Origin of the sequence: Nocardia wallacei (assembly GCF_029868745.1) — a bacterium.
Taxonomy (GTDB): Bacteria; Actinomycetota; Actinomycetes; order Mycobacteriales; family Mycobacteriaceae; genus Nocardia; species Nocardia wallacei_B.
Genome location: NZ_JARWOP010000108.1, coordinates 16,212 through 38,702 on the forward strand (window position 1 = coordinate 16,212; position 22,491 = coordinate 38,702).

The window sequence follows — 22,491 nt, forward strand, 5'->3', positions numbered from 1 at the left end:
CGCGGCCCATGTTTCACATGAAACAAGGAGTGCGAGCGAAACGGTGTGTGCCGAGCCGTCTTCCGGCTGACAGGCGATGAAGCGCTCGCCGACGACCCGCGCGCACCGAATCCGCACCGGGCCAGTCTCTCGCGCACAGCATCCGCACCACCGGTCCGTCCTTGACGAGGGAACGAACATCGCTCGCGATTCTGTCAATGAGGCCAGCCATGTTTCATGTGAAACCAAGGTCGGCGGCGAGCCCACGGATGCCAACTGCCGAGCAGGCGTACCGCAGGGCGACTCGACGCAGGGCGACTCGACGCAGAGCAACCGCCGCAGAGCGACTCGACGCAGAACGACCGCCGTAGAGCGACTCATCACAGAACGACCGCCGCAGAACGACTCATCGCCGAGTGGCCCTACCCGACGAACCCGACAACCGCACAATGATTCACGTGAAACAACGCCCATGCGCCAGCGCGCCGACAGCCCGATCGTCAGGCACTGAGTGTGGGGTTCACCGTCGGCGCTTGGCCTGATTCCGTTCAGCCCTGCGCTCGGCACGGGGGAGACGCTCGACGCTCAGCACGACCGTCGGCGGATCGACGATCCCCGCGCCGCACTCGAGCACCTGCGCGTTGCCGCCGCCCGCACGAGCCAGATCATCGCGATCGCGTTCGAGTTCCTCCGCCGCGCTCGATCCCTTGAGCGCGAGCATGCGGCCACGGTCGTGCACCAACGGCAGCGACCACTTGGCGAGCTTGGCGAGCGGAGCGACCGCGCGCGAGGTGACGACGTCCGCCCCGCCGGCCACCTTCCGCACATCGGGTTGTTCGGCCCGGCCGCGCACGACCGTCACGTTCAGTCCCGCCGACTCGATGAATTCGGCGAGGAAAATGGTCCGGCGCAGCAGCGGCTCGACCAAGGTGATTCGCAGATCGGGCCGCGCGATCGCGAGCGGAATTCCGGGCAGGCCCGCGCCGCTGCCGATATCGACGACCGTCGCGGACGCGGGGATCAGTTCGCCCAGCACGGCACAGTTGAGTATGTGCCGATCCCACAGCCGCGGCACCTCGCGCGGGCCGATCAGGCCGCGCTCCACACCGGCGGTCGCCAGCGCCGCGCAGTAGCGCCGAGCCAGCGGCAGTCGATCCCCGAAGACCCGCTCCGCCGCGACGGGCGGTTCCGGCTCCGCGCCCGGGGGAGGGGAGTACTCCGGGTCGGTCACACCGTTTCCTCGTTCCACGTGAAACATCCTTCCGGATTCGGCGTCGGATCGAGAACCCGACCCCGCACAAGGGTAGGGCCCCCGGTTCCGCGAACCGGGGGCCCTACACATTCCATTGCCACTAGGACGGCAGCACGACCACGTGCCGGTTCGGCTCGACACCCTCGCTCTCGCTGGCGACGCCGTCGATCTCCGCCACCGCGTCGTGCACGATCTTGCGCTCGAACGGCGTCATGGCGGGGAGCGACTCCGGCTCACCCGAATCCAGCACACGCTGCGCCGCATCGGTGCCGAGCGAACTCAACTCCTCCCGGCGCTGCGCCCGCCAGCCGGCGACGTCCAGCATCAGCCGACTGCGCACACCGGTCGCCTGCTGCACCGCCAGGCGGGTCAGCTCCTGCAGCGCGTCCAGCACCTCGCCGCGGCGGCCCACCAACTTGGACAGATCCCGGCCGCCGTCGATGCTCACCACCGCGCGGTCGCCCTCGACGTCCAGATCGATATCGCCGTCGAAGTCGAGGACGTCCAGCAGTTGCTCGAGGTAGTCACCGGCGATCTCGCCTTCCTCGATGAGCGCTTCCTCGGCGTCGGTCGCACCCTCCGCCGCGTCGTCCGCGACGGGATCCGACTCGTCGGTCGTGGGCTCGTCCGCGATCGTTGTGCTGTTTGCGCTGAGGGCCACGGTGGCGTCCCCTCCGTCGGTTTCAACAGTCATGTGTGTCGTTTCCTTCAATCTGCGTCATCCGTCGTGTCCGGCGGTCACCCGCCGGGAAGCTGTGTCCGGCGACGCCGTCTGCATCCGTCACTCCCGTCCGACGGGGTGCGCTAACGACGTCGCTTCTGATTCGGGCGGCCGCGGTTTCCGGATCGCTTCCGATTGCCTTGTCCGCCTTGCTTGGACGAAGCTGTCGCCTTTCCCGGCTTGGTCGCGCCCGAACCGTTGCGCGTCGCGGGCGGCGTTTCGGTCTCGCCCTCGACCACGGGCGCGTCGGCGGCCGCGTCCGCCGGAGCGGTCGGCTGCTTCTTCTTCGGCTTGGCGCCCGGCTTCGGAGCATTGGCGGTCTGGCGCTCCTTGGCCTCCAGCTTCTTCTGCTCCTCTTCCTTCTCCATCCGGCCGAAGACAAGGTGCTGCTGCCCGTAGGTCCAGATGTTGTTGGCGACCCAGTAGAGCAGGATGGCGATGGGCAGGAACGGACCACCGACGATCACGCCGAGCGGAAACACCCACAGCGCCAGTTTGTTCATGATCGCGGCCTGCGGGTTGGCCGCGGCCTCCGCGCTCTGCCGCGCGACGGACGCCCGCGCGTTGAAGTGGGTCGCCAGGCCCGCGATGATCATCAGTGGCACCGCGACGTACACCAGGTTCGCCAGGTGCGGGATGCCGCCGTAGTCGGCGAACGCCTCCAACTGCGCCTTGGGCGAGGTGATCGCCGCGGAGATGGGCGCCCCGAAAATGCGGGCCCGCAGGAACGACTGCACATCGTCGGCGTTGAAGACGTAGTTCGCCGTGTGCGCGTTGTCGTAGGCGGACATGTTCCCGCCGCCGCCAAAGCCACCGATACTGCCGCCGGTCCGGTTGAACGATCGCAATACGTGGTACAGACCGATGAAGACCGGTACCTGCGCCAGCACCGGCAGACAGCCCATCAGGGGGTTGAAGCCGTGGTCCTTCTGGAGCTTCTGCATCTCGAGCGCCATCTTCTGGCGGTCGTTCTTGTACTTCTTCTGCAGCTCCTTGATCTGGGGCTGCAACTCCTGCATCTGCTTGGTCGTGCGGACCTGCTTGACGAACGGCTTGTAGAGCACCAGCCGCAGGGTGAACACCAGGAACACCACCGCCAGCGCCCAGGCGAGGCCATTGTCCTTGCCCAGGGCGAACCCGAAGACTCGGTGCCAGAACCACAAGATCCAGGACACCGGATAGTAGATGAAATCGAGCACGGCTCTATGCACTCCCGTCGGTCGTGTCGCCGGTCACCGAGGGCGGCGACCCCTTACAAGTCTGCTGCGCGGCCGGCTGATCGGCGGCTGCCCCTTTCCGTTTCGGCTCCGGAACGGGGTCCCACCCACCAGGGTGCCAGGGCGCACATTTGACCAATCGCACGGCCGTCAATCCGAGGCCGACGAACAGGCCCCGGGTGCGCAACGCCGTCACCGCGTACTCGCTACAGGTGGGAGTGAATCGACACACCGGCATACGGGTGGGGGAGACGTAGGTCCGGTACAGCTCGATGACGAAGATCAGCACATCGGACGGCAGCCGGGCGACCCGCCTCATGACGACCTGCCCGAGTCGTCCGGGTCCGCGCCGTCCGGAAGGAACTTGCGCAGCGCCGCGCGCAACTGCCGGTCGAGTTCGGCCGAGGAGGCGGCCGCGGCGCCGGGCAGCGCCCGGATCACGATGTCCGCCTCCGCCGGTAGCTCGGCGGCCAGCGGGGCGCAGATATGACGCAGGCGGCGGGCCACGCGGTGACGTACCACCGCGGCGCCCACCGCCTTGCTGACGATCAATCCGAAGCGCGGACCACCACGGCGGATCGCCGGGCCGGGCAGATCACCCTCCGCAGCAGTCCACTCCGGGGTCGGCAGTAATGCGTGCACGACCAGGTCGCGTCTCCCGATTCGTCGGCCACGCCGCACCGTCCGGGAGAAATCGGCACGATGATGCAGCCGATACGGCTCAGGCAACACCCGAGTGTCCGAGCGCGTATCGGATGACGTGGTACGGCGAACCGAACGGCGAACGGGACATGACGCCGATACCGGTGCCGATGAATCAGGCCGTGAGCTGGGAGCGGCCCTTGCGACGGCGCGCCGTCACGATCGCGCGGCCCGCACGGGTCCGCATCCGGAGGCGGAAGCCGTGGACCCGCGCACGACGACGGTTGTTCGGCTGGAACGTCCGCTTGCCCTTGGCCACGGTCAACACTCCTCGAGTTGGTGGGCGCCCCTCGGCGCCCGAAGCTTGTCGGTGAAACTCTTGTCGCGATGAGTGACCAGGTCCTCATCGGCGCAATACCCATCGCGGACCGGGCAGCACGCAGCCGCCACCGCGTCAATGGGTGACTGTACGAGAGTACTTACCGGTTCGGGCCAGGTCAAACCGGGGTCCGTGACCCCGGCCGGGCCACTGACCTCGGCCGATAGGTCGCCGTACCCGACCGCCGACCGACTCGGCAGCGGTACCGCGGTGACCAACGACACGGCCGTGAACGGGCCTTGCCGCCGTCTCGACACACCCACTAGGGTACTTAGCCAGAAGGTAGCTGTAGAAGTGCTGGTCGAGGCGCTGACCTGGGGGACACGGCAGCGCGACTCACATCCCTGCGGTTCTCCACATCTGTGGATAATTGTGTGGAAAGACCCCTGGAGTGGCATATTCGTATGGCCGACGGCCACGCCGACACTCGCGCTGCGGGGGGATCCGCGGGTGGTGTCCGACCGTCTGCTCCTATCTACCTATTCCGGGGAGGAAACGTACGTGGACGACGAGCAGAACGCGTTGACCGCCGTCTGGCCAGAGGTGGTCGCCGAGCTCACCACCGGTTCCGCAGACGGTGCCATCCCGCCGGTGACCAACGCCCAGAAAGCATGGTTGGGCCTGGTCAAGCCGCTGACGGTGGCCCAGGGGTTCGCTCTGCTCTCGGTCCCGTCCTCGCTCGCCCAGGAGGCTATCGAACGCGATCTGCGCGAACCGATCCTGCGCTCGCTGGCCCGTCGGCTGGGCCCGCAGGTGGAGGGACTCGGCGTCCGGATCGCCGCGCCGGCCAATCCGCCGGGTGATCGTCCCGCCGGTCCGCCCCGCCACGCCAGGCTCACCTCCCGGCCGGAGCGGGTCCGCGAGACGCCCCGGGAACCTGTGGGTTATCCACCGCAACCGGAGTATCCGGCGGCGTCCGAATACCCGACTCCGCGCTATCTCTCCCCAGGTGACTATCCCGCGCGGCCCGACTATCCCCAGCCCCAGTTCCCCGGTCGGCCGGTGGCCGGAGAATTGCCGGACGATCCCGCCCCGGAGCGTCACGCCCCGCCGCGGCGGGAGATGGACCTGCCGCCCACCCCCGTCGGCGGCCCCCGGTCCGCGGACCAGGACTCCCTTTTCGCCTCGGACCAGGACGACCCGCCGCCCCGCCGCCCCGTCCCCGCCGAGGAGCGGCCCGACGACGAACCGGTCGTCAACGTGCGCAACTCGTGGCCCACCTACTTCAACAAGTCCCCCGAGCCGACCTCGACGGCACCGGCCAACTCGGCCGCGAGCCTGAACGCGAAGTACACCTTCGAGACGTTCGTCATCGGCGCCTCCAACCGCTTCGCGCACGCCGCCGCGGTCGCCATCGCCGAGGCGCCGGCCCGGGCGTACAACCCCCTGTTCGTCTGGGGCGCGTCCGGATTGGGGAAGACCCACCTCCTCCACGCCGCCGGGCACTACGCCCAGCGGCTGTTCCCTGGTATGCGGGTCAAATACGTCTCGACCGAGGAATTCACCAACGACTTCATCAACAGCCTGCGCGACGACCGCAAGGTGGCATTCAAGCGCCGGTACCGCGAGACCGACATTCTGCTGGTCGACGACATCCAGTTCATCGAGGGCAAGGAAGGCATCCAGGAGGAGTTCTTCCACACCTTCAACACGCTGCACAACGCGAACAAGCAGATCGTGGTGTCCTCCGATCGCCCGCCCAAGCAGCTCGCCACGCTGGAGGAGCGGCTGCGCACCCGGTTCGAGTGGGGTCTGATCACCGACGTGCAGCCGCCCGAGCTGGAGACCCGCATCGCCATCCTGCGCAAGAAGGCGCGGATGGATCGGCTGGACGTGCCGCACGACGTGCTGGAACTCATCGCCAGCCGGGTGGAGCGCAATATCCGCGAGCTGGAGGGCGCGCTGATCCGCGTGACGGCGTTCGCCTCGCTCAACGGGCAGCCGCTGGACCTGTCGCTGGCCGAGGTGGTGCTGCGGGATCTGATGCCCGACACCACCACCATCGAGATCACCGCGTCCACGATCATGGCCGTGACCGCGGAGTACTTCAACACCACACTCGAAGAACTCACCGGTCCCGGCAAGGCGCGGCCGCTGGCGCAGGCCCGGCAGATCGCGATGTACCTGTGCCGCGAACTCACCGACCTGTCGCTGCCGAAGATCGGCCAGGCCTTCGGCCGCGACCACACCACGGTCATGTACGCGGAGAAAAAAGTCCGCAAGGAGATGACCGAGCGCCGTCGCGTGTACGACCAGGTTCAAGAACTAACAGCCCGGATCAAGCAGCGCTCCCGCTGATTTACTCCCCAACGCCGATCCACCCGTTCACCTGGGTGGATCGGCTTTTTCGTGCTGTGGATTCCTCGAGGAATCCTTGGGGAGTCCTCGAGGAATCCCATGGTTCTCCACCGGTTTACGCACAGTTCGGCGGCAGGGGTGTTGACAGAGCCGCTCACAGCCATCGGTGCACAGTTCACACAGGCGGATCCGTCCACCGGCACGGACCTGCGTCGATGCCGAGTTGTCCTTGTGGATTCCTCGAGGAGTCCCTGTCAGCTCCTCGAGGAATCCTCGAGTTGTCCACTACTTTGCGCACATATGTGCACAAACCCGGCATAGGCATGGAACAACTCGAGGACGACTCGAGGACGGGCGTGGGACAGATTCGTAACCTCCACAGCGCCTCCCCGTTCATCCTCGAGTCACCCGCCGGACATCCCCATGGCGGCACGCGCTCCGAGCAGCGGATTCGCGGGGAGTCCACAGAATCCACAGCGCCTACTACTACTTCAGTTCTTCTCCTTCAATAACTTCTTTCAAAACAGGGTGTGTGGAAACTCGGTTCGGGACGCGACGGTGCGGCAGCGAGCTCGACAGCATTCGAACGAATGGCAGGGAGAAGATCGGCGCCCGGACACGAGGCGACGCACCGGGGGAGGGGTGCCGTAGTCAATCGCCGCGCTCGCGGGTACGGTTTGTTGTCGGTCGCCTGTGCCAGACTTCGAAGTCGGGGTGACCGTTCCAGAACACCCCTGCATGAGCCGGCGCTGAGCCGAACGGATCACGACCGATCGAGACTGGGAGAGGACATACCGGGCGATGGAGCTTGCAAGCATGAAGTTTCGGGTCGCTCGCGAGGATTTCGCGGAATCCGTCGCCTGGGTGGCCCGTAGTCTGCCGTCGCGCCCACCGGTTCCGGTGTTGGGCGGCGTCCTGCTCGTCGCGGGCGAGGACGGGCTGACGGTCTCGGGGTTCGACTACGAGGTCTCCGCGCAGATGCGAGTGGCCGCCGAGGTGGCGGGTCCCGGGCAGGTGCTGGTCTCCGGCCGCCTGCTGGCCGACATCACCAAGGCGCTGTCCAACAAGCCGGTGGACGTCTCGGTGGACGGCACCCGCGTGCTGATCGCCTGCGGCAGCGCCAAATTCTCGCTGCCGACCATGCCGGTCGAGGATTATCCACAGCTGCCCGAGCTGCCCCCGCAGACCGGCGAGCTGGGTGTCGATGTCTTCTCCGGGGCGGTCGGCCAGGTCGCCGTCGCCGCCGGCCGGGACGACACGCTGCCGATGCTCACCGGCATCCGGGTCGAGATCGACGGCTCGAAGGTCGTACTCGCGGCCACCGACCGCTTCCGCCTCGCGGTGCGGCACCTGGAATGGCAGCCGGGCCGCGACGACGTGGAGACGGCCGTCCTGGTGCCCGCACGCACGCTCTCGGAGTCCGCGAAGACGCTGGGCCCCTCCGACTCTCCGGTGCAGCTGGCCTTCGGCACGGGCACCGACGGACTGCTGGGCATCGTCAACGGCGGCCGCCGCACCACCACCCGCCTGCTCGACGCGGAATTCCCCAAGTTCCGCCAGTTGCTCCCCAAGGAGCACACCTCGATCGCGACCCTGCAGGTGAGCGTGCTGATCGAGGCCATCAAGCGCGTCGCCCTGGTGGCCGAGCGCGGCGCCCAGGTCCGGCTGGAGTTCTCCGAGCAGGGACTGCTGCTCTCGGCCGGCGGCGACGACGCGGGCCGCGCCGAGGAGTGGCTCGAGGCCGAGTTCCGTGGCGAGCCGCTGACCATCGCGTTCAACCCCGGCTACCTCAACGACGGTCTGTCGGCGCTGCATTCGGACCGGGTGACCTTCGGGTTCACCACCCCCAGCCGTCCCGCGGTGCTGTGCCCGACCGGCGAGGAGGAGCCGGAGGTACTCGACTCGGGCGCGTTCGCCGCACTCGCCGGCAACTACACCTACCTGCTGATGCCGGTTCGCCTGCCGGGCTGAGTCCTGGCGGCCCGCGGTCGCGGCCGGGACTTGTGAACAATGTTGATAACTCTGTGAAAAACTCTGGGCGCGATCACAACTCGGGCCCCGCGCCGGGTTCTCCACAGGGACTACCCGCGGGGACGGTGAACTGAGCGATGCACGTCCGGGCCTTGAGCCTGCGGGACTTTCGCTCCTGGGAGCAGGCCGAACTCGAACTGCCCGTCGGCCGAACGGTTTTCCTGGGCTCCAACGGCAACGGCAAGACGAACCTGGTCGAGGCGCTCGGCTACCTCGCGACCCTGGGTTCGCACCGGGTATCCACAGACGCGCCCCTGATCCGCCTGGGGGCGCAGCGCTCTCGGATCGGCGCGACCGTGGTGAACTCCGGGCGCGAGCTCCGTATCGATATCGAACTCAATCAGGGCTCGGCCAATCGCGCGCAGATCAATCGCTCGCCGGTGCGGCGCACCCGGGAGATCCTGGGAATCCTCCAGACGGTGTTGTTCGCCCCGGAGGATCTGGCGCTGGTGCGCGGCGACCCGTCCGAGCGGCGGCGCTTCCTCGACGAGCTGTGCACCGCACAGCTGCCGCGCCTCGCGGGTGTGCGCTCGGACTACGACCGGGTGCTCCGGCAACGTTCGGCACTGTTGAAAACCGCGGGCCGCCAAGCCCGCTCGCGGTCGGGCACGCCCGCCGAGCTGAGCACGCTGGACGTCTGGGACGGCCATCTCGCCGCGCACGGCGCCGAACTGCTGGCGCAGCGCCTGCGATTGGTGCACGAACTCCACCCCTACCTGGCGCGGGCGTACGGCTCGATCGCCCCGGAATCGCGTCCGGCCGCCATCCGCTACCGGAGTTCGCACCTGCCGCCGGAATTACTGGCGCCCGAGCGGATTCCGCAATCCGACGACGCCGCGGTGCTGGAGTCGGTCCTGCTGAGCGAGCTGGCGGCCGCGCGGGCCAAGGAACTCGAGCGCGGCGTCTGTCTCGTCGGCCCGCACCGCGACGACCTGGAACTGATGCTCGGCTCGGCGCCGGCCAAAGGCTTTGCCAGCCATGGGGAATCATGGTCCTTCGCCTTGGCGCTGCGATTGGCCGCCTTCGAGCTGCTGCGCAGCGTCGGCACCGACCCGGTCCTGCTCCTCGACGACGTCTTCGCCGAACTGGATCGCCGCCGCCGCGCCGCCCTCGCCGCCGTCGCCACCACGGCCGAACAGGTACTCATCACCGCGGCCGTCCCCGAGGACGTTCCGCCCGAACTCGATGCCACCCCCGTGCGCATCGAAACCACCGGCGAGGCAGACCAGCGCACCTCCCAGCTCGGCCGTCCGTAACGACGAGATCCGGTGGATATCCTCCGCGCCCGGTAGCCATGGCGGACCAGCTGGGGAGGTTGCCACGCGGCTATCCGGTCCGGACAGACGGTTCTCCTTTGTGGCCTGCGGTGCACGTCGGTGGGGCGGTCACGTTCGGCGTGGCGTAGTTCCAAGTCGATTAATCTGCGTAGCAGGAGTTCTGTTTCCTGGGGGTGATAATCGCCTGGCATTTACGATCCGTAATGATGTCTGCCTTTTTGCGGACGCCGAGTAAATTCCTCAACATCCAGGAGAGTCGTCATGACCGAAAACCTGTACTCATCGGAACAACTGGCCGAGGCCGCGAATGCGGCGAAAACTATGGAGGCGATGATCGGTCGTCTCACCTATGACAGCGCATTCGCCGCGGATCTCGCCAACAACCCGCTCCGGACCATCGAGAAGGCGGGATTGGTGATGGACAAGGAGGGAGTGGAGATTCTGATGACCACCGAGCCCGAGCGGTTCGACAGGATCTGCGAGACACTGTTCGATCTCGTCGATTCGGACTTCCTGCACAAGATCGTGTCGCCTTCGTGTGACCAGCCCGGACTCGAGCCGGCGTTCATGGAGCACCGCGGCGTCGCCGTCCAGGCGTAGCCGGTAGATATTTACTGATCCGCCACTCACAACGGGGGTTGGAATGGCTCGTGTTGCGCTTGTCAATCTTGCAAGTCTGCCGATGCCCGGGAACGAACCGATATTTCCGATCGGCTTGCGATGTATCCAGAATGCATTGGACCGGGCCGGGCATACGACGCGTCTGATCGACTTCGTCGAGGATCCGGACGCCTCCGTGGACCTTTCCTGGGCGAGCGAGCCCTGGGATGTCGTCGGATTCACGATTCGCAACATCGATCCGATCGACCTCGCATGTGGCGGGCACGTCGAGCACTACGCTCGGTTCGTTCATCGGGTATGCGATGCGACCGGGGACCGAACTCCACTACTGGTAGGCGGAGGCCCAGGGTATAGCCTGTTCGCGGACGAGCTGCTCCGGCGGCTGGGGTTCGATGCCGGAGTGGTCGGCCCCGGCGAACAGGTTATGCTCGACATCGTTGCCGACCCCGAGCGATACCGGGGAAAGCGCAAGAATATTCCGGGACGTCGTTACGACGGTTTCACCACAGAACTGCTCCGACATCCGGCCGCATTGATGGCCGCCTATGCCGCGACCGACGATCCGATGATCGGCGTCGAAACCCGCCGGAAGACCTGTTATCAAGGTTGTGTGTACTGCCCGTACGCCTACATCAGCGGCGATAATGCGGGCGATCTCAAGCCGGTGGACCTGATCGCTGCCGAGCTACAGGAAATCTACGACTCCGGAATCAGGCGGGTATTCTTCACGGATGGCATCTTCAATGCCGAGATCCGATATGCGAAGGAAGTCGCGCGCACGATCGCCGACCTGCGCCTTCCGGGCCTCCGGTGGTCGGCATATTTCACCCCGAAGCCGTTCGACGACGAATTCGCACAGATCCTCGCTTCGAGTGGGGTCGACTATATCGTCATATCTCCCGACAGCCTCGACGACCGAATGATGAAGACATTGGGGAAGAGTTTCGATATACGGCACGTGGACCGGTGTATCGATCGGTGTCGGCGGCACGGCCTGGATCTGCGTGTCAATATCGTGTTCGGGGGCCCCGGAGAGAATGTGGACAGTGTTCGCGCCTCCGCGGAGTACGCGAATCGAAAGCTGCGCACCGGCGAATTGATCATGCACGTCGGATACCGGGTGCTGCCCGAGACCGCCCTCGCCAGACAGCTCGCGATGACCGAGGACGACCTGCTGGATCCCACCTTCTATCCCTTCGACGAAAACCTTTTCTCGTGGGTCGTCGAATTTCTCGACAAGCGTTTCATCCCGACCGGCGTCCTGTTGAATCTCATGGCGGGCAAGACCGCGAGCCGGCGGATGACGAAGGTTCCCGTCCCGGCCGGGCCGACCGACAGCAACGTGGTCGATCTGCCCTTCCTGGCGCTTCGCAACAGCCCGCGCGCGGCCTCGCAGGTAGGCGGTGAAACGGCTTGAGTACCGTCCTCGTGCGCCGGTTGCGGCCGTCCGACGCCCCGGCGATCACTCACCTCATCGGGGCGACTGCCTACAGCCCACGGACATTGGCCCGCGAGCTCGCGTCCGGCACCGACTATCTGTGGATGGGCACCGTCGATCAGGACGGCACGTTGTGCGCGGTGCACCGAGCCATGCGGTGGGGAAACCACCTGCTGCTCAAGGGCATCGTCGTACGCGAAGACCGGCGTGGCGGCGGGACGGCCCTGGAACTGGTCTTCGGCCTGCGCGAGGAGGCCCGCGTCGCGGGCTTCGCCGGCCTGGTCGCCTGGGCCGAGCCGCATCAGCCCGAGTCGGTCCTGGCGCGGCGATTGCGATTGCGGATCGCCGGACCGCTTCTGCACAGGTTCGAGGTCCCGGCCGCGGCGGCGACGGAACCCGAGCCGGACGACGCGCCGCCGCCCCCGGACAGTGGCTCGATCGGATTCGAGAGCGCCTCACCCAGCACGGCACATCCGTTGCTGCCCTGCGTGCTCGACACCGACGTGCAGCCGCTCCGACAGCGGGACCAGAGCATCCTGCACTGGGTCGCCGACCGGCACAGGCTCGTTGTCAGCGGCTATCCGTACGCCTCCGTCGCGGATCTCCCGGAGTTCGTCCGTGCCGTGGAGACGGTGACGCGAGCACGAAGACTGCGAAGTATCGAAATACCGCTGCCCGCCGCGGATTTGGCGACAGCGCTGGCGCTCACCCGCACCGGGGCGCGCCGGCTGAGTCGCACCCCGGTCCGGGTCGCCCGCCTCGACTTCGATGTCGCACGCGTACCCGAGCAGCCGCCCTACCATCTCAGCGGACGGGTGAGCCGGCGATGATGCCGCATGAAGCACGGTCGCTGTGCCTGTCGGCCGAAACGGACGCGGCGGTACGCCATTTCCGCCACCGCGGAATCGACGCGCACGACCTCGCCAGCCTGTTGCGCCGCCGCGAGCCGCTACCGCCACGGCTCGTCCCCACCGAGATCGAGGTGGAGGACGGCGCCGGCGGCACGGGAACGGTCGCGGTTCATGTGCCGTCGCGGACTACATCGCGCCGCGATCTCGGCGCCCTGATCGTCCTGCACGGCGCGGGCGGCAGCGGCGACCGGATCCTTCCCGCGTTCGCGGCGCTCGGCGAACGCCTGTCGATGGCCGTTCTGTGCCCGACGGCGACTTCGCTTCCGCCCGGCGCGGCGAATCTCGATCTGGCCGGGCTGTTCGGCAAACGATTCACCCTGCCTCGATGGGACCTCGCCGCGCCGGGGTTGCCGATGGCGGCATTGCGGTGGGCGCGCGCCGAACTCGACGTCGACCCCGACCGATGCGTGCTGGCCGGCGTGTCCATGGGGGGCTTGGCAGCATGGAATCTCGGCCTGCGCTACTGGGACCAGTTCGCGGCCGCCGTGCCGCTCAACGGCGCTCTCTCGGTGTGGGAATCATTCGGCACCGACCGCCGGACCAGGGCCTTGCTCGAGAACGCGCTGGCGCTCCCGCTGTTCGTCGTGCACGGCGGCCGAGACGAGCAGATCCCACCCCGATCCGACCGCGAATCCGTCGCGGAGCTGCGGCGCCTCGGCCACTCGTGCGTGGAGTACGCCGAGGTGCCCGACGGCGAGCATCAGCTCTCCACACTGGGCCTGGCGGCGTCCGAATCGCTGCACGAGCGACTGGCGGCCTGGTTGCGGATGCGGCGGCGCAGTCAACCCTCGGAGCTGTGGCATCGCGCCGACGCCGACCATCACGGCCGTGCGCATTGGGTTCGGCTGCATGGCATCTCGGGCCGAGCGCAGGCCGAGGTGCGTGCGCGCCGGACGGCACACCACCGGCTCGACGTCGAGGTCCGCGGCGCGGATTACGTGACGGTCGACCTCACCGGTCGGTGGTTCGAGCCCGGTGCGGAGGTGACCGTCTCGGTGAACGGCACCGATACGGTGGTCCGCTTCGAACCCGACCTGGAAACGGTGATCGGCACCTACCGCGAATCGGCCGATTCGGGGATCTTCGCCGAGCAGTCGATCTCCCTTCCGGTCCGCCGATCCGACGGCGCATACATCGCGAGCGAAATGGGGAGCCACCGATGCTGACTCGATCCGAGATTCGTGCCGCGCTGCGGGCCACGGGCACCGCACAGCGGGAGTTGTTCGCCGAGGCTCGCCGGCTGCGCGCACTGCACTTCGGAGACACCGTAATCCTGCGCGGGGTTGTCGAAATTACCAATGTATGCAGGGTGAATTGCCGGTATTGCCCCATGCGCCGGGAAAATACTCTGGACAACGACCGCTACTTCATGAGTTCCGACGAGATCGTCGAACGAGTCCGTGCGATCCACGCGGCAGGAATCGATATCGTCCTCCTCCAGGGCGGCGAGACAACGAAGAACATCTCCATTCTGGAGAAGGCGATACCGGCGATTCAAGAGATGTACTCGAACCGGGTCGAGGTACTTCTCAACCTCGGAAATATGCGCCGTGACCAGTACGAACGGCTCAGGCGGGCCGGTGCGACCAGCTACATCCTGAAGCATGAGACGAGTGACCCGGCGCTCCATCAATTGATGCGCGAGGATTCCCTGCAGCAACGGTTGCGCTGCTTCGACGATCTCCTCGATCTCGGCTACCGGGTCGGCACCGGAATCATCTCGGACCTACCGGGGCAGACGCTGGAAAGTATTGTCGACGACATCGAATTGGCGCACGCGATGGGCGCGCACATGTGCAGCGTGAGCCCGTTCGTGCCCGCGCCTCGCACGCCTCTGGAATCGGCGCCGAGCGGCTCGGTCGATCTGGCTTTGAATATATTGGCCTGCTTGCGGATCTGCTGCCCCGATATCCTGATCCCCTCGGTCAGCGCACTCGAGAAGAACAGCTCCGGCGGCCAGGCTCAGGGCCTGATGGCCGGTGCGAACGTCATGACGGTGAATTTCACCGGCGAGCTCAATCGCAACCGTTACCTGATCTACGGGCAGGACAGGTTCGTCGTCAAACTGCAGCACGTGCGCGACCTGGTTCGGTCCAGTGGCCTCGAGACTCGCGGATCGGTCTTCCTCGAACCGGTCGATTCCGTGCCGGGTCCGGGAAGCAACCGGCAATGAGCCCGATGCCGGGCGTATCCACGGACTTCGGCAGGTTCTGGCTCGGGCAGACCCTGTCGGTTTTCGGTGCGCGGATCGGTGGCCTCGCGCTGTCGGTGACGGCGGTGGACGTTCTGGGCGCGAGCAGCGGCGAGGTCGGTATCCTGACCGCGGCATCGACCGCGGCCGCCCTGATCCTCGGTCTCCCCGCCGGGGCCTGGGTGGACCGAATGCGCAAACGCGGCCTCATGGTGCTGTGTTCGTCGGTCCGGACCGTGCTGATGCTGGTGATCCCGCTGCTGTGGTGGTCCGGGCACCTGACCATCGAGGTCATGTACGTCGTGGCGGTGACCGTCGGGATCGCGGCGCTGTTCTTCGATATCGCTTATCTGTCCTACATTCCGCTCCTGGTCCCGGCGGACCGGATCGCGACGGCCAACTCCCGGCTGGAAGCCTCCGCGCAGGTGTCCATCCTCGGTGGGCCCGGACTCGCGGGGATGCTGATGCGGGTGCTGAGCGCGCCCGCCGTGCTGCTCGTGGATGCCGCCTCGTACCTCGTGAGCGTGTTCGCGCTGTTGACCATCGGGGACCGGGAGGTCCGTGCGCCGCGGCGAGATCGGGCAAGACCTCGCTTGGGAGCGGATATCGCGTCGGGTTTGCGATTCGTCCTGAAAGAGCCTGTGATGCAACGCCTCGCGGTGTCGGTCGGGGTCTCCAACTTCTTCGCGACCATCGTCACGACGCTGATACCCCTGCTCGTGCTGCGCGTGCTCGGCTTCGACGGCCTCATGCTGGGCGTCATCATGATGGCGGGCGCGGGCGGCGGTGTTCTCGGCGCGCTGCTCGTTCCCGCCCTACAGCGCCGGTTCCGCGACGGTCGGGTGATGGCGGGCGGATTGCTGGTCGCGGCGGGCTGTTCCGCGTTCGGCCCGCTCGCCGCGCTGAACGGTTCGCGCGGTTCGGCCGTGGCGGTCACCCTGCTGCTGGTCGGCGAATTCGGGACGGGATTGGGAGCGGTGTCGTTCCGCGTGCCGCAACTGTCGGTACGGCAGCAGCGCTGCCCGCAGGAGATGCAGGGCCGGATGAATGCCACCCTGCGCTATGTCGTGCGTGCGTCTATGCCCTTCGCGGCGCTGACGGCGGGCTGGCTGGGCACCGCGGTGGGCATCGTCCCGGCGCTGTGGATCGGCGTGGTCGGTGCGGTCGTGACCGTTTTGCCGATCGTCGGCATCGACCGACTCCTCTCCGTGCCCGCAGACCATTTGATCGAGCCGGGAAAGGCACCCGTATGACCGCGCCACGCCGCCGCGACCTGGCCATGCGAATTCTGGGACAGCGGCTGTTCGTCAACGGCGCGCCGCTGGACGAGCGCAGTACCGACCTGCGGGACATGATGCGAACCGTCGGGGATGCCGGTGTGCGTCCCGATGACCTGGTCGCACTGAGCGGGCTCGAGGGCCGCGAGTTCGTGATCGCGGTGCTGGCCCTCTGGTACTGCGAAGCGATACCGGTCCCCGACGCCGCACGCGACGCCGCGACGGCCGGAGCGCACAGCGCGTGGCTCGTCACCGGCGATCTGGCGATTCGCCGCGGGCGGGCGTCCCACCGCGAGCCGGGGCTGAGCTCGACCGCCGTGGTACACACCACCTCGGGGAGCACCGGACGGCCGAAATTCGTTCGGCGTGGGATAGCCAGTGTTCTGCTCGAGGCGGCGGGTTATCGCGAAAGTCTGGGCCTCGGGCCGGAAGACCGTGTCGCCGTGCCGATCCCGCCGGCGCACTCCCTGGGATGGGGAACACTGACGAGTGCGTTGCTGAGCGGATCCGCTGTCGAGATCAGGCCGTTCGTCCGGCCGAGTACCCTCGCCGGCTCGATCGACGCCGGTTCGGTGTCGGTGGTCGTGATGACGCCGCCGATTGCCCGACTCCTGGTCGACACCCGCCGGACCGGAACAGCCACGCCGAGAACGGCGCTGGTGGGTGCGGGTCCGGTGAGCGACGCGCTCGACCGGTCCTTCCGCATGCGCTTCGGGCGAGAGTTGTTGCGCGGCTACGGGTCCACCGAAACCGGCGGCACGTTCGTCGGCACGACCGGTATCGGAGCGCCGCTGTCCGGGGTGCGGATCGCGGCGCCGCCACGCGGGTCGGAAGGCGAACTGCTGCTCGAAATCGCGGCCCCGGTCGAGGGATATCTCGATGAGCAGGCGCCGGCGAGCGTGTGGAACACGGGGGATGTGGTCCGGCACGAGGAGGACGGCACAGTGCGATTCGTGGAGCGTGCGGCGGGCGGTCTGCGGTTGAACGGCCGGTTTGTCGACGTCCGGGCGGTCCGGGAGGCGGTGACCGGCGTGCCCGGCGTGGCCGACCTGCACCTGCTCGTGCTGGCACGCCCGGACGACCCGGATATCCAGGACTTCTACGCCTTCGTAGCCGGCGCTGCGAGCACCGACGAGGTGCTGGAGAGCCTGACCGAACGTGCACCCGGCGAGCCGATTCCGCGTGTCGTCCGATGCGACCGCATTCCTCGGACCGTTATCGGCAAGCCGGATCGCAGGGCGATGATCGAAATGATCGGAGAGGGGGATGCGCATGACGGAGCAGGCATCCGATAGCGCCCGGACCGGGGCATACGAATTGCTGGTGGCTACCCATGTGTTTCGAGTGATGTCGAAATACGACACCCGGGTGGCGAGTGCCGCGGAATTGGTTTCCGATGCGGACCTGCGCACCCGGGACCTGGCCGTACTGGGGCTGGGATCGCTCGACTGGATGGCACTGGCGACCGCGCTGGAGCAGGCGACCGATCGAGAACTTCCGGATCGGGTGCTGGTCGATCCGCAACAACGGTGCATTGCCGGTTGGGCCGCCGCGCTCGCGACGGCCGAACGAATCGGAACGGGAGGGAATTCATGAGAGAGACTCAGCGTGGCGACAGATTCGTCGTCATCGATGATTTTCTGGATCCGGCGGAGCTGACGGCCGCCCGGCGGATGCTGCACCGGGCGTCCTTCGAGTCGATCGAGAGCGTGGTCTCCGCGGCCGACGATGGGCGGGCATTTCGTTCGAGAGGAACGTATTTCGGTCCGGAACTGGGCCGCCCGGACGTACGTGGCGGCCGGCCCGCGGTATACGAAAAGCTGGGCGGGGTGGTGCATTCCGAGCCCGGCCTGTACGGCCGCGCCGAGCGGGATTGGGACCGGGTGTCGTTCGCCTTCTGGAAATATCCGGCGGGCAGCCGACTCGGCTGGCACAACGATGCGGGCCAGGGGCGGTGGGGGGAATTCGTCCTGTTCCTGCACGAGCGCTGGCCGGCGTCCTGGGGCGGTGAGTTGTTGTTGCTGGACGTGGACGCCGAAAGCCTGGTCCGGCCGGACGATGCCGCGCCCGACAACCTGTTGCGGCGGATGGAGGTGTTGGTCGAACGATGCCCCTCGAACCCCGTCGCCATCGTCCCGAAACCGAATCGGCTGGTGCTCGTGCGTACGGGGACGATTCACACGATCTCCCGGGTCGACCCGGTCGCCGGTGACAACCTGCGCTGCACGTTGACCGGATTCGTCTCCGCTCACGGCGAGCGCGAGACGAACCGGCACGGCGGCCGGCGCATGGTGACCGAGGTATTGGCAGGATCGGCGACCAGGTGAGGTAGCGATGCAACCGTGGGTTCTGAGTGGTCCGGAACAGTTGAAGAGCTGGTCCGACCGATACGACGTGGATCGAGCCGACCTCGCCCGGCTGTGGCAGGGGCTCGAGATAACAGCCTGCGGTGAGATCCCGCGGCACGTGCCCGCCGGGCAACTTCCGACCATCTATGTTCCGGGACTGTCGGCTGTTCCCTGGTGGGAACGCGAGGCGTTTCCCTGGCTGTCCGGACTGGAGAGCGCCGCGCCGGCGATTACCGCGGAGTTCGAGGCGCTGGGCGGTGTGGCGGGAGCCGGTACCGTGCGATCACCCTCGACGGGTTCGGTCGACCGGGGCAGTTGGTCGGCCAGATATCTCTACAACGTCGGCCGTCCCCAGGCCCGGCACCTTCGTTCGTGTCCCCGGACCGTCGCGGCGCTCGGCCCGATCCCGGGCGCACTGGGCTGCGGCATGTGTTATTTCTCCATCGCTGGTCCGCAGACGCACATCACCGCGCACACCGGATATACGAACGCGCATCTCAGATGTCATCTGAGTCTGGTCGTGCCGCCCGGCTGTGCGATCCGCGTCGGCCGGGAGGTGCGGGAGTGGGAAGAACGCACGGCATTCGTGTTCGACGATTCATTCGAGCACGAGGTCTGGAACAACAGTGACTCCGCGCGGGCCGTCCTGCTCTTCGATATCTGGCATCCGGACCTCACCGCGATCGAACGAGCCGCGCTCGGACACCTGATGGATGTCTGGCGACGCCAGATCTACCGGACCTACTGGGCCGGTGCGCTGGCCGGGTCGATGTCACGTGACACCAGCCGTGGACGCGCCCGCACTCTGTCCCGAACGGATAGCCTTTCCCGCGAAGGAAGTACCGAACAGGACGAGTGAAGGGAGCCCCCGATGGCGGATGGTGTCGACCGCGACGCCGCGCCCGCCGGTGAACCGGAGGGTGAGCTGCACGGAGTCGACCTGGCCCGCCGGGCGCTCGAGGAGGCGCGAGCCGCCGCGCGGGCGAGCGGCAAGGCGGTCGGTCAGGGGCGCGCGTCGCCGCGCAAGGGCGGTGTCCGGGCGCTGCGCCGCCGCTCGGGATGGTCGGGGGCCGGGCCCGATCAGCGCGATCCGCAGCCGCTGTCCGCGCTGGCGGGCGCGCTGGCCAAGAGCCGCGGCTGGTCCGCCAAGGTCGCCGAGGGCATGGTGTTCGGGCGCTGGGCGAGCGTGGTCGGCGAGGACGTGGCCGCGCACGCGAACCCGGTATCGCTCACCGACGGCGTCTTGAGCATCCAGGCGGAATCCACCGCCTGGGCGACTCAGCTACGCATGCTGCAGGCCCAGATCCTGGCGAAGATCTCCGCGGCTGTCGGGCCGGGTGCGGTCACGTCGCTGAAGATCAGCGGACCGGCGGCGCCGAGCTGGCGGAAGGGTGAACGGCACATCAAGGGTCGAGGCCCGCGCGACACCTACGGGTGAGGTTTCACGTGGAACCAGTTCGGCCAGCGCGGTTTTCGTCGTCCGACACGGCGATCGCCGGAAGATCGCCAGCACGTTTCCGCAAACTTCGTACCGCGCCACTCGTCGAGCCGCTGAGGCCCACCGGAGCGGTGAAACCTATAACCGGACTCGGCGGCGATCGATTTCACGCACTCACGACGCTCTCAGGGGTGTCATAGGTGCATCCTGGGCCGGGTGTACCAGTAGGATGGTGGAGTAACTAGCGGCGATACCTTCGGCGCGTTCCGGGCAAGCCCGCGCGAAGATCCGTAATTCTCGAGCAGTTCGTGGTCTCGAGTAGATGTCTATCGGGTCTCGCGTGTGCTGTCCGACGCTGTGCGGAGGGATCAGCAAGTAAGGAGAGCTACCGAGCAGTGGCTGCCAACGACTCCAACGCAAGCGGCTCTACCAGGGCGAAAGCGGGCAATCAGGACTACGGTGCCTCCAACATCACGGTCCTCGAGGGCCTCGAGGCGGTTCGCAAGCGTCCGGGTATGTACATCGGCTCCACGGGTGAGCGCGGTCTGCACCACCTCGCCTGGGAGGTAGTGGACAACTCGGTCGACGAGGCGATGGCCGGCTACGCCACGCGAGTGGACGTCACTCTGCTGGCCGATGGCGGCGTCGAGGTGCGCGACGACGGCCGCGGTATTCCGGTGGAGATGCACGAGCAGGGCATCCCGACCGTCGAGGTCGTCATGACCCAGCTGCACGCCGGCGGCAAGTTCGACTCCGACGCCTACGCGGTGTCCGGTGGTCTGCACGGCGTGGGTCTGTCGGTGGTGAACGCGCTGTCCACCCGGTTCGAGATGGAGATCGACCGCGACGGCCACCAGTGGAGCCAGGAGTACAAGGACGCCAAGCCCGGCAAGCTGATCCAGGGCCCGCCCACCAAGCGGACGGGTACCACGCAGCGGTTCTGGCCGGACCCGGACATCTTCGAGACGACGACCTTCAACTTCGAGACGGTGGCGCGACGGCTCCAGGAGATGGCCTTCCTCAACAAGGGCCTCACCATCACGCTGACCGACCAGCGGGTCAGCGACTCCGAGGTCACCGAGGAGATTGTCAGCGATACCGCCGACGCTCCCAAGCTCAACGCGGAGGTGGCCGCCGAGCAGGCCACCCACAAGGTGAAGACCCGGACGTACTACTACCCCGGCGGGCTCGAGGACTTCGTCAAGCACATCAACCGCACCAAGCAGCCCATCCACAACACGGTCGTCTCGTTCACCGGCAAGGGCACCGGCCACGAACTCGAGGTGGCCATGCAGTGGAACTCGGGCTACTCCGAGTCTGTGCACACCTTCGCCAACACCATCAACACGCACGAGGGCGGCACCCACGAGGAGGGCTTCCGCGCGGCGCTCACCTCGGTGGTGAACAAGTACGCCAAGGACAAGAAGCTCATCAAGGACAAGGACGGCAACCTCACGGGTGACGACATCCGCGAGGGCCTGGCCGCCATCGTGAGCGTGAAGGTCTCCGACCCTCAGTTCGAGGGCCAGACCAAGACCAAGCTCGGCAACACCGAGGTCAAGTCGTTCGTGCAGCGCACCTGCAACGAGCACCTGGCGCACTGGCTGGAGGCCAACCCGGCCGACGCGAAGACGATCGTGCAGAAGGCGGTGTCCTCGGCGCAGGCCCGGATGGCCGCGCGCAAGGCCCGGGAGCTGGTGCGCCGCAAGAGCGCGACGGATCTGGGCGGGCTGCCCGGCAAGCTGGCCGACTGCCGCTCGAAGGATCCGCGCCTGTCGGAGATCTACATCGTCGAGGGTGACTCCGCCGGCGGCTCGGCCAAGTCCGGCCGCGACTCGATGTACCAGGCGATCCTGCCGATCCGAGGCAAGATCATCAACGTCGAGAAGTCGCGCATCGACAAGGTCCTCAAGAACAACGAGGTCCAGTCGATCATCACGGCCTTCGGCACCGGTATCCACGACGAGTTCGACCTCTCGAAGCTGCGGTACCACAAGGTCATCCTGATGGCCGACGCCGACGTGGACGGCCAGCACATCACCACGCTGCTGCTGACGCTGCTGTTCCGGTTCATGCGCCCGCTGGTCGAGCAAGGGCACGTCTACCTGTCCTGCCCGCCGCTGTACAAGCTGAAGTGGCAGCGCAGCGAGCCCGAGTTCGCGTACTCCGACCGGGAACGCGACGCGTTGATGGAGCAGGGCCTGGCCGCCGGGAAGAAGATCAACAAGGACGACGGCGTGCAGCGCTACAAGGGTCTCGGTGAGATGAACCCGAAGGAGCTGTGGGAGACCACGATGGATCCGGCCACCCGGCTGTTGCGCCTGGTGACGCTGGACGACGCGGCCGCCGCGGACGAGCTGTTCAGCATCCTGATGGGTGAGGACGTCGAGGCCCGGCGCAGTTTCATCACCCGTAACGCCAAGGACGTCCGCTTCCTCGATCTGTAGGCCCCGCCGCCGTCCCGGTCCGCC

General features: G+C 67.1%; 21 protein-coding genes. 15 read left to right on the forward strand and 6 right to left on the reverse strand.

From position 1 onward, the window contains the following. Positions 1 to 499: 499 nt before the first annotated feature. From rsmG to rpmH, 6 genes are all read right to left on the reverse strand, one after another. The gene (rsmG, locus tag QH470_RS08205; RefSeq protein ID WP_425302632.1) at positions 500 to 1,237 is read right to left on the reverse strand and encodes a 16S rRNA (guanine(527)-N(7))-methyltransferase RsmG; all 738 of its coding nucleotides are present in this window, start codon (positions 1,235 to 1,237) and stop codon (positions 500 to 502) included. A gap of 94 nt (positions 1,238 to 1,331) precedes the next feature. Beyond that, entirely contained in the window at positions 1,332 to 1,925 is a 594-nt protein-coding gene (locus QH470_RS08210; RefSeq protein ID WP_280271672.1) for a Jag family protein, read from the reverse strand. A gap of 110 nt (positions 1,926 to 2,035) precedes the next feature. Continuing rightward, positions 2,036 to 3,151, reverse strand: coding sequence for a membrane protein insertase YidC (gene yidC, locus QH470_RS08215; RefSeq protein WP_280271673.1), 1,116 nt, complete (start codon positions 3,149 to 3,151; stop codon positions 2,036 to 2,038). Positions 3,152 to 3,155: 4 nt separating this feature from the next. After that, positions 3,156 to 3,488: a membrane protein insertion efficiency factor YidD gene (gene yidD, locus QH470_RS08220; RefSeq protein ID WP_280271674.1), complete on the reverse strand. Its 333-nt coding sequence runs from the start codon at positions 3,486 to 3,488 to the stop codon at positions 3,156 to 3,158. Then, the gene (gene rnpA, locus QH470_RS08225; RefSeq protein ID WP_280271675.1) at positions 3,485 to 3,901 is read right to left on the reverse strand and encodes a ribonuclease P protein component; all 417 of its coding nucleotides are present in this window, start codon (positions 3,899 to 3,901) and stop codon (positions 3,485 to 3,487) included. The genes yidD and rnpA overlap by 4 nt, the downstream gene beginning before the upstream one ends. Positions 3,902 to 3,986: 85 nt before the next feature. Then, a complete protein-coding gene (rpmH, locus tag QH470_RS08230) occupies positions 3,987 to 4,130 on the reverse strand; it encodes a 50S ribosomal protein L34 (protein ID WP_280271697.1) in 144 nt (47 codons plus the stop codon). A gap of 561 nt (positions 4,131 to 4,691) precedes the next feature. On the opposite strand from rpmH, the gene dnaA reads away from it, so the two are divergent. The 15 genes from dnaA to gyrB all read left to right on the forward strand — a co-directional run bounded on the left by dnaA (position 4,692) and on the right by gyrB (position 22,467). Continuing rightward, positions 4,692 to 6,488 carry a chromosomal replication initiator protein DnaA gene (gene dnaA, locus QH470_RS08235; RefSeq protein WP_280271676.1) on the forward strand — a complete coding sequence of 599 codons (1,797 nt, stop codon included), beginning with the start codon at positions 4,692 to 4,694 and terminating at the stop codon, positions 6,486 to 6,488. A gap of 801 nt (positions 6,489 to 7,289) precedes the next feature. Next, entirely contained in the window at positions 7,290 to 8,459 is a 1,170-nt protein-coding gene (gene dnaN, locus QH470_RS08240; RefSeq protein WP_280271677.1) for a DNA polymerase III subunit beta, read from the forward strand. Positions 8,460 to 8,596: 137 nt separating this feature from the next. Beyond that, complete coding sequence (recF, locus tag QH470_RS08245) at positions 8,597 to 9,775, forward strand: DNA replication/repair protein RecF (protein WP_280271678.1); 1,179 nt, start codon at positions 8,597 to 8,599, stop codon at positions 9,773 to 9,775. 282 nt (positions 9,776 to 10,057) lie between these two features. Further along, positions 10,058 to 10,396 (forward strand): hypothetical protein, encoded by a 339-nt coding sequence (locus QH470_RS08250; RefSeq protein WP_280271679.1) that lies wholly within the window; start codon positions 10,058 to 10,060, stop codon positions 10,394 to 10,396. Positions 10,397 to 10,478: 82 nt separating this feature from the next. Continuing rightward, complete coding sequence (locus QH470_RS08255; RefSeq protein WP_280271698.1) at positions 10,479 to 11,834, forward strand: B12-binding domain-containing radical SAM protein; 1,356 nt, start codon at positions 10,479 to 10,481, stop codon at positions 11,832 to 11,834. After that, complete coding sequence (locus QH470_RS08260; protein WP_280271680.1) at positions 11,831 to 12,685, forward strand: GNAT family N-acetyltransferase; 855 nt, start codon at positions 11,831 to 11,833, stop codon at positions 12,683 to 12,685. The genes QH470_RS08255 and QH470_RS08260 overlap by 4 nt, the downstream gene beginning before the upstream one ends. Further along, complete coding sequence (locus QH470_RS08265) at positions 12,682 to 13,932, forward strand: alpha/beta hydrolase-fold protein (RefSeq protein WP_280271681.1); 1,251 nt, start codon at positions 12,682 to 12,684, stop codon at positions 13,930 to 13,932. The genes QH470_RS08260 and QH470_RS08265 overlap by 4 nt, the downstream gene beginning before the upstream one ends. Next, complete coding sequence (locus QH470_RS08270) at positions 13,926 to 14,939, forward strand: biotin synthase BioB (protein ID WP_280271682.1); 1,014 nt, start codon at positions 13,926 to 13,928, stop codon at positions 14,937 to 14,939. Before QH470_RS08265 ends, QH470_RS08270 begins: the two co-directional genes overlap by 7 nt. 5 nt (positions 14,940 to 14,944) lie before the next feature. Continuing rightward, entirely contained in the window at positions 14,945 to 16,210 is a 1,266-nt protein-coding gene (locus tag QH470_RS08275; RefSeq protein WP_280271683.1) for an MFS transporter, read from the forward strand. Further along, positions 16,207 to 17,529, forward strand: coding sequence for a class I adenylate-forming enzyme family protein (locus QH470_RS08280; protein ID WP_280271684.1), 1,323 nt, complete (start codon positions 16,207 to 16,209; stop codon positions 17,527 to 17,529). Before QH470_RS08275 ends, QH470_RS08280 begins: the two co-directional genes overlap by 4 nt. A 28-nt stretch (positions 17,530 to 17,557) precedes the next feature. Next, positions 17,558 to 17,830, forward strand: coding sequence for a phosphopantetheine-binding protein (locus tag QH470_RS08285; RefSeq protein WP_280271685.1), 273 nt, complete (start codon positions 17,558 to 17,560; stop codon positions 17,828 to 17,830). After that, on the forward strand, positions 17,827 to 18,561 hold the full coding sequence (locus tag QH470_RS08290; protein WP_280271686.1) for a 2OG-Fe(II) oxygenase family protein: 735 nt from the start codon (positions 17,827 to 17,829) through the stop codon (positions 18,559 to 18,561). Before QH470_RS08285 ends, QH470_RS08290 begins: the two co-directional genes overlap by 4 nt. A gap of 7 nt (positions 18,562 to 18,568) precedes the next feature. Then, a complete protein-coding gene (locus tag QH470_RS08295) occupies positions 18,569 to 19,441 on the forward strand; it encodes an aspartyl/asparaginyl beta-hydroxylase domain-containing protein (RefSeq protein WP_280271687.1) in 873 nt (290 codons plus the stop codon). Positions 19,442 to 19,453: 12 nt separating this feature from the next. After that, positions 19,454 to 20,020: a DUF721 family protein gene (locus QH470_RS08300; protein WP_280271688.1), complete on the forward strand. Its 567-nt coding sequence runs from the start codon at positions 19,454 to 19,456 to the stop codon at positions 20,018 to 20,020. Positions 20,021 to 20,415: 395 nt separating this feature from the next. Beyond that, a complete protein-coding gene (gene gyrB / locus QH470_RS08305; protein ID WP_280271689.1) occupies positions 20,416 to 22,467 on the forward strand; it encodes a DNA topoisomerase (ATP-hydrolyzing) subunit B in 2,052 nt (683 codons plus the stop codon). Positions 22,468 to 22,491: the final 24 nt, after the last annotated feature.

What these genes read in the sequence shown, in the direction of transcription:
- QH470_RS08275 (WP_280271683.1), top strand. Translation starts at nt 14,945, where the DNA reads ATGCCGGGCGTATCCACGGACTTCGGCAGGTTCTGGCTCGGGCAGACC.
- QH470_RS08250 (WP_280271679.1), top strand. Translation starts at nt 10,058, where the DNA reads ATGACCGAAAACCTGTACTCATCGGAACAACTGGCCGAGGCCGCGAAT.
- rsmG (WP_425302632.1), bottom strand. Translation starts at nt 1,237, where the DNA reads ATGTTTCACGTGGAACGAGGAAACGGTGTGACCGACCCGGAGTACTCC.
- QH470_RS08255 (WP_280271698.1), top strand. Translation starts at nt 10,479, where the DNA reads ATGCCCGGGAACGAACCGATATTTCCGATCGGCTTGCGATGTATCCAG.
- QH470_RS08300 (WP_280271688.1), top strand. Translation starts at nt 19,454, where the DNA reads ATGGCGGATGGTGTCGACCGCGACGCCGCGCCCGCCGGTGAACCGGAG.
- QH470_RS08210 (WP_280271672.1), bottom strand. Translation starts at nt 1,925, where the DNA reads ATGACTGTTGAAACCGACGGAGGGGACGCCACCGTGGCCCTCAGCGCA.
- recF (WP_280271678.1), top strand. Translation starts at nt 8,597, where the DNA reads ATGCACGTCCGGGCCTTGAGCCTGCGGGACTTTCGCTCCTGGGAGCAG.
- dnaN (WP_280271677.1), top strand. Translation starts at nt 7,290, where the DNA reads ATGGAGCTTGCAAGCATGAAGTTTCGGGTCGCTCGCGAGGATTTCGCG.
- QH470_RS08280 (WP_280271684.1), top strand. Translation starts at nt 16,207, where the DNA reads ATGACCGCGCCACGCCGCCGCGACCTGGCCATGCGAATTCTGGGACAG.
- QH470_RS08270 (WP_280271682.1), top strand. Translation starts at nt 13,926, where the DNA reads ATGCTGACTCGATCCGAGATTCGTGCCGCGCTGCGGGCCACGGGCACC.
- QH470_RS08290 (WP_280271686.1), top strand. Translation starts at nt 17,827, where the DNA reads ATGAGAGAGACTCAGCGTGGCGACAGATTCGTCGTCATCGATGATTTT.
- QH470_RS08295 (WP_280271687.1), top strand. Translation starts at nt 18,569, where the DNA reads ATGCAACCGTGGGTTCTGAGTGGTCCGGAACAGTTGAAGAGCTGGTCC.
- QH470_RS08265 (WP_280271681.1), top strand. Translation starts at nt 12,682, where the DNA reads ATGATGCCGCATGAAGCACGGTCGCTGTGCCTGTCGGCCGAAACGGAC.
- yidD (WP_280271674.1), bottom strand. Translation starts at nt 3,488, where the DNA reads ATGAGGCGGGTCGCCCGGCTGCCGTCCGATGTGCTGATCTTCGTCATC.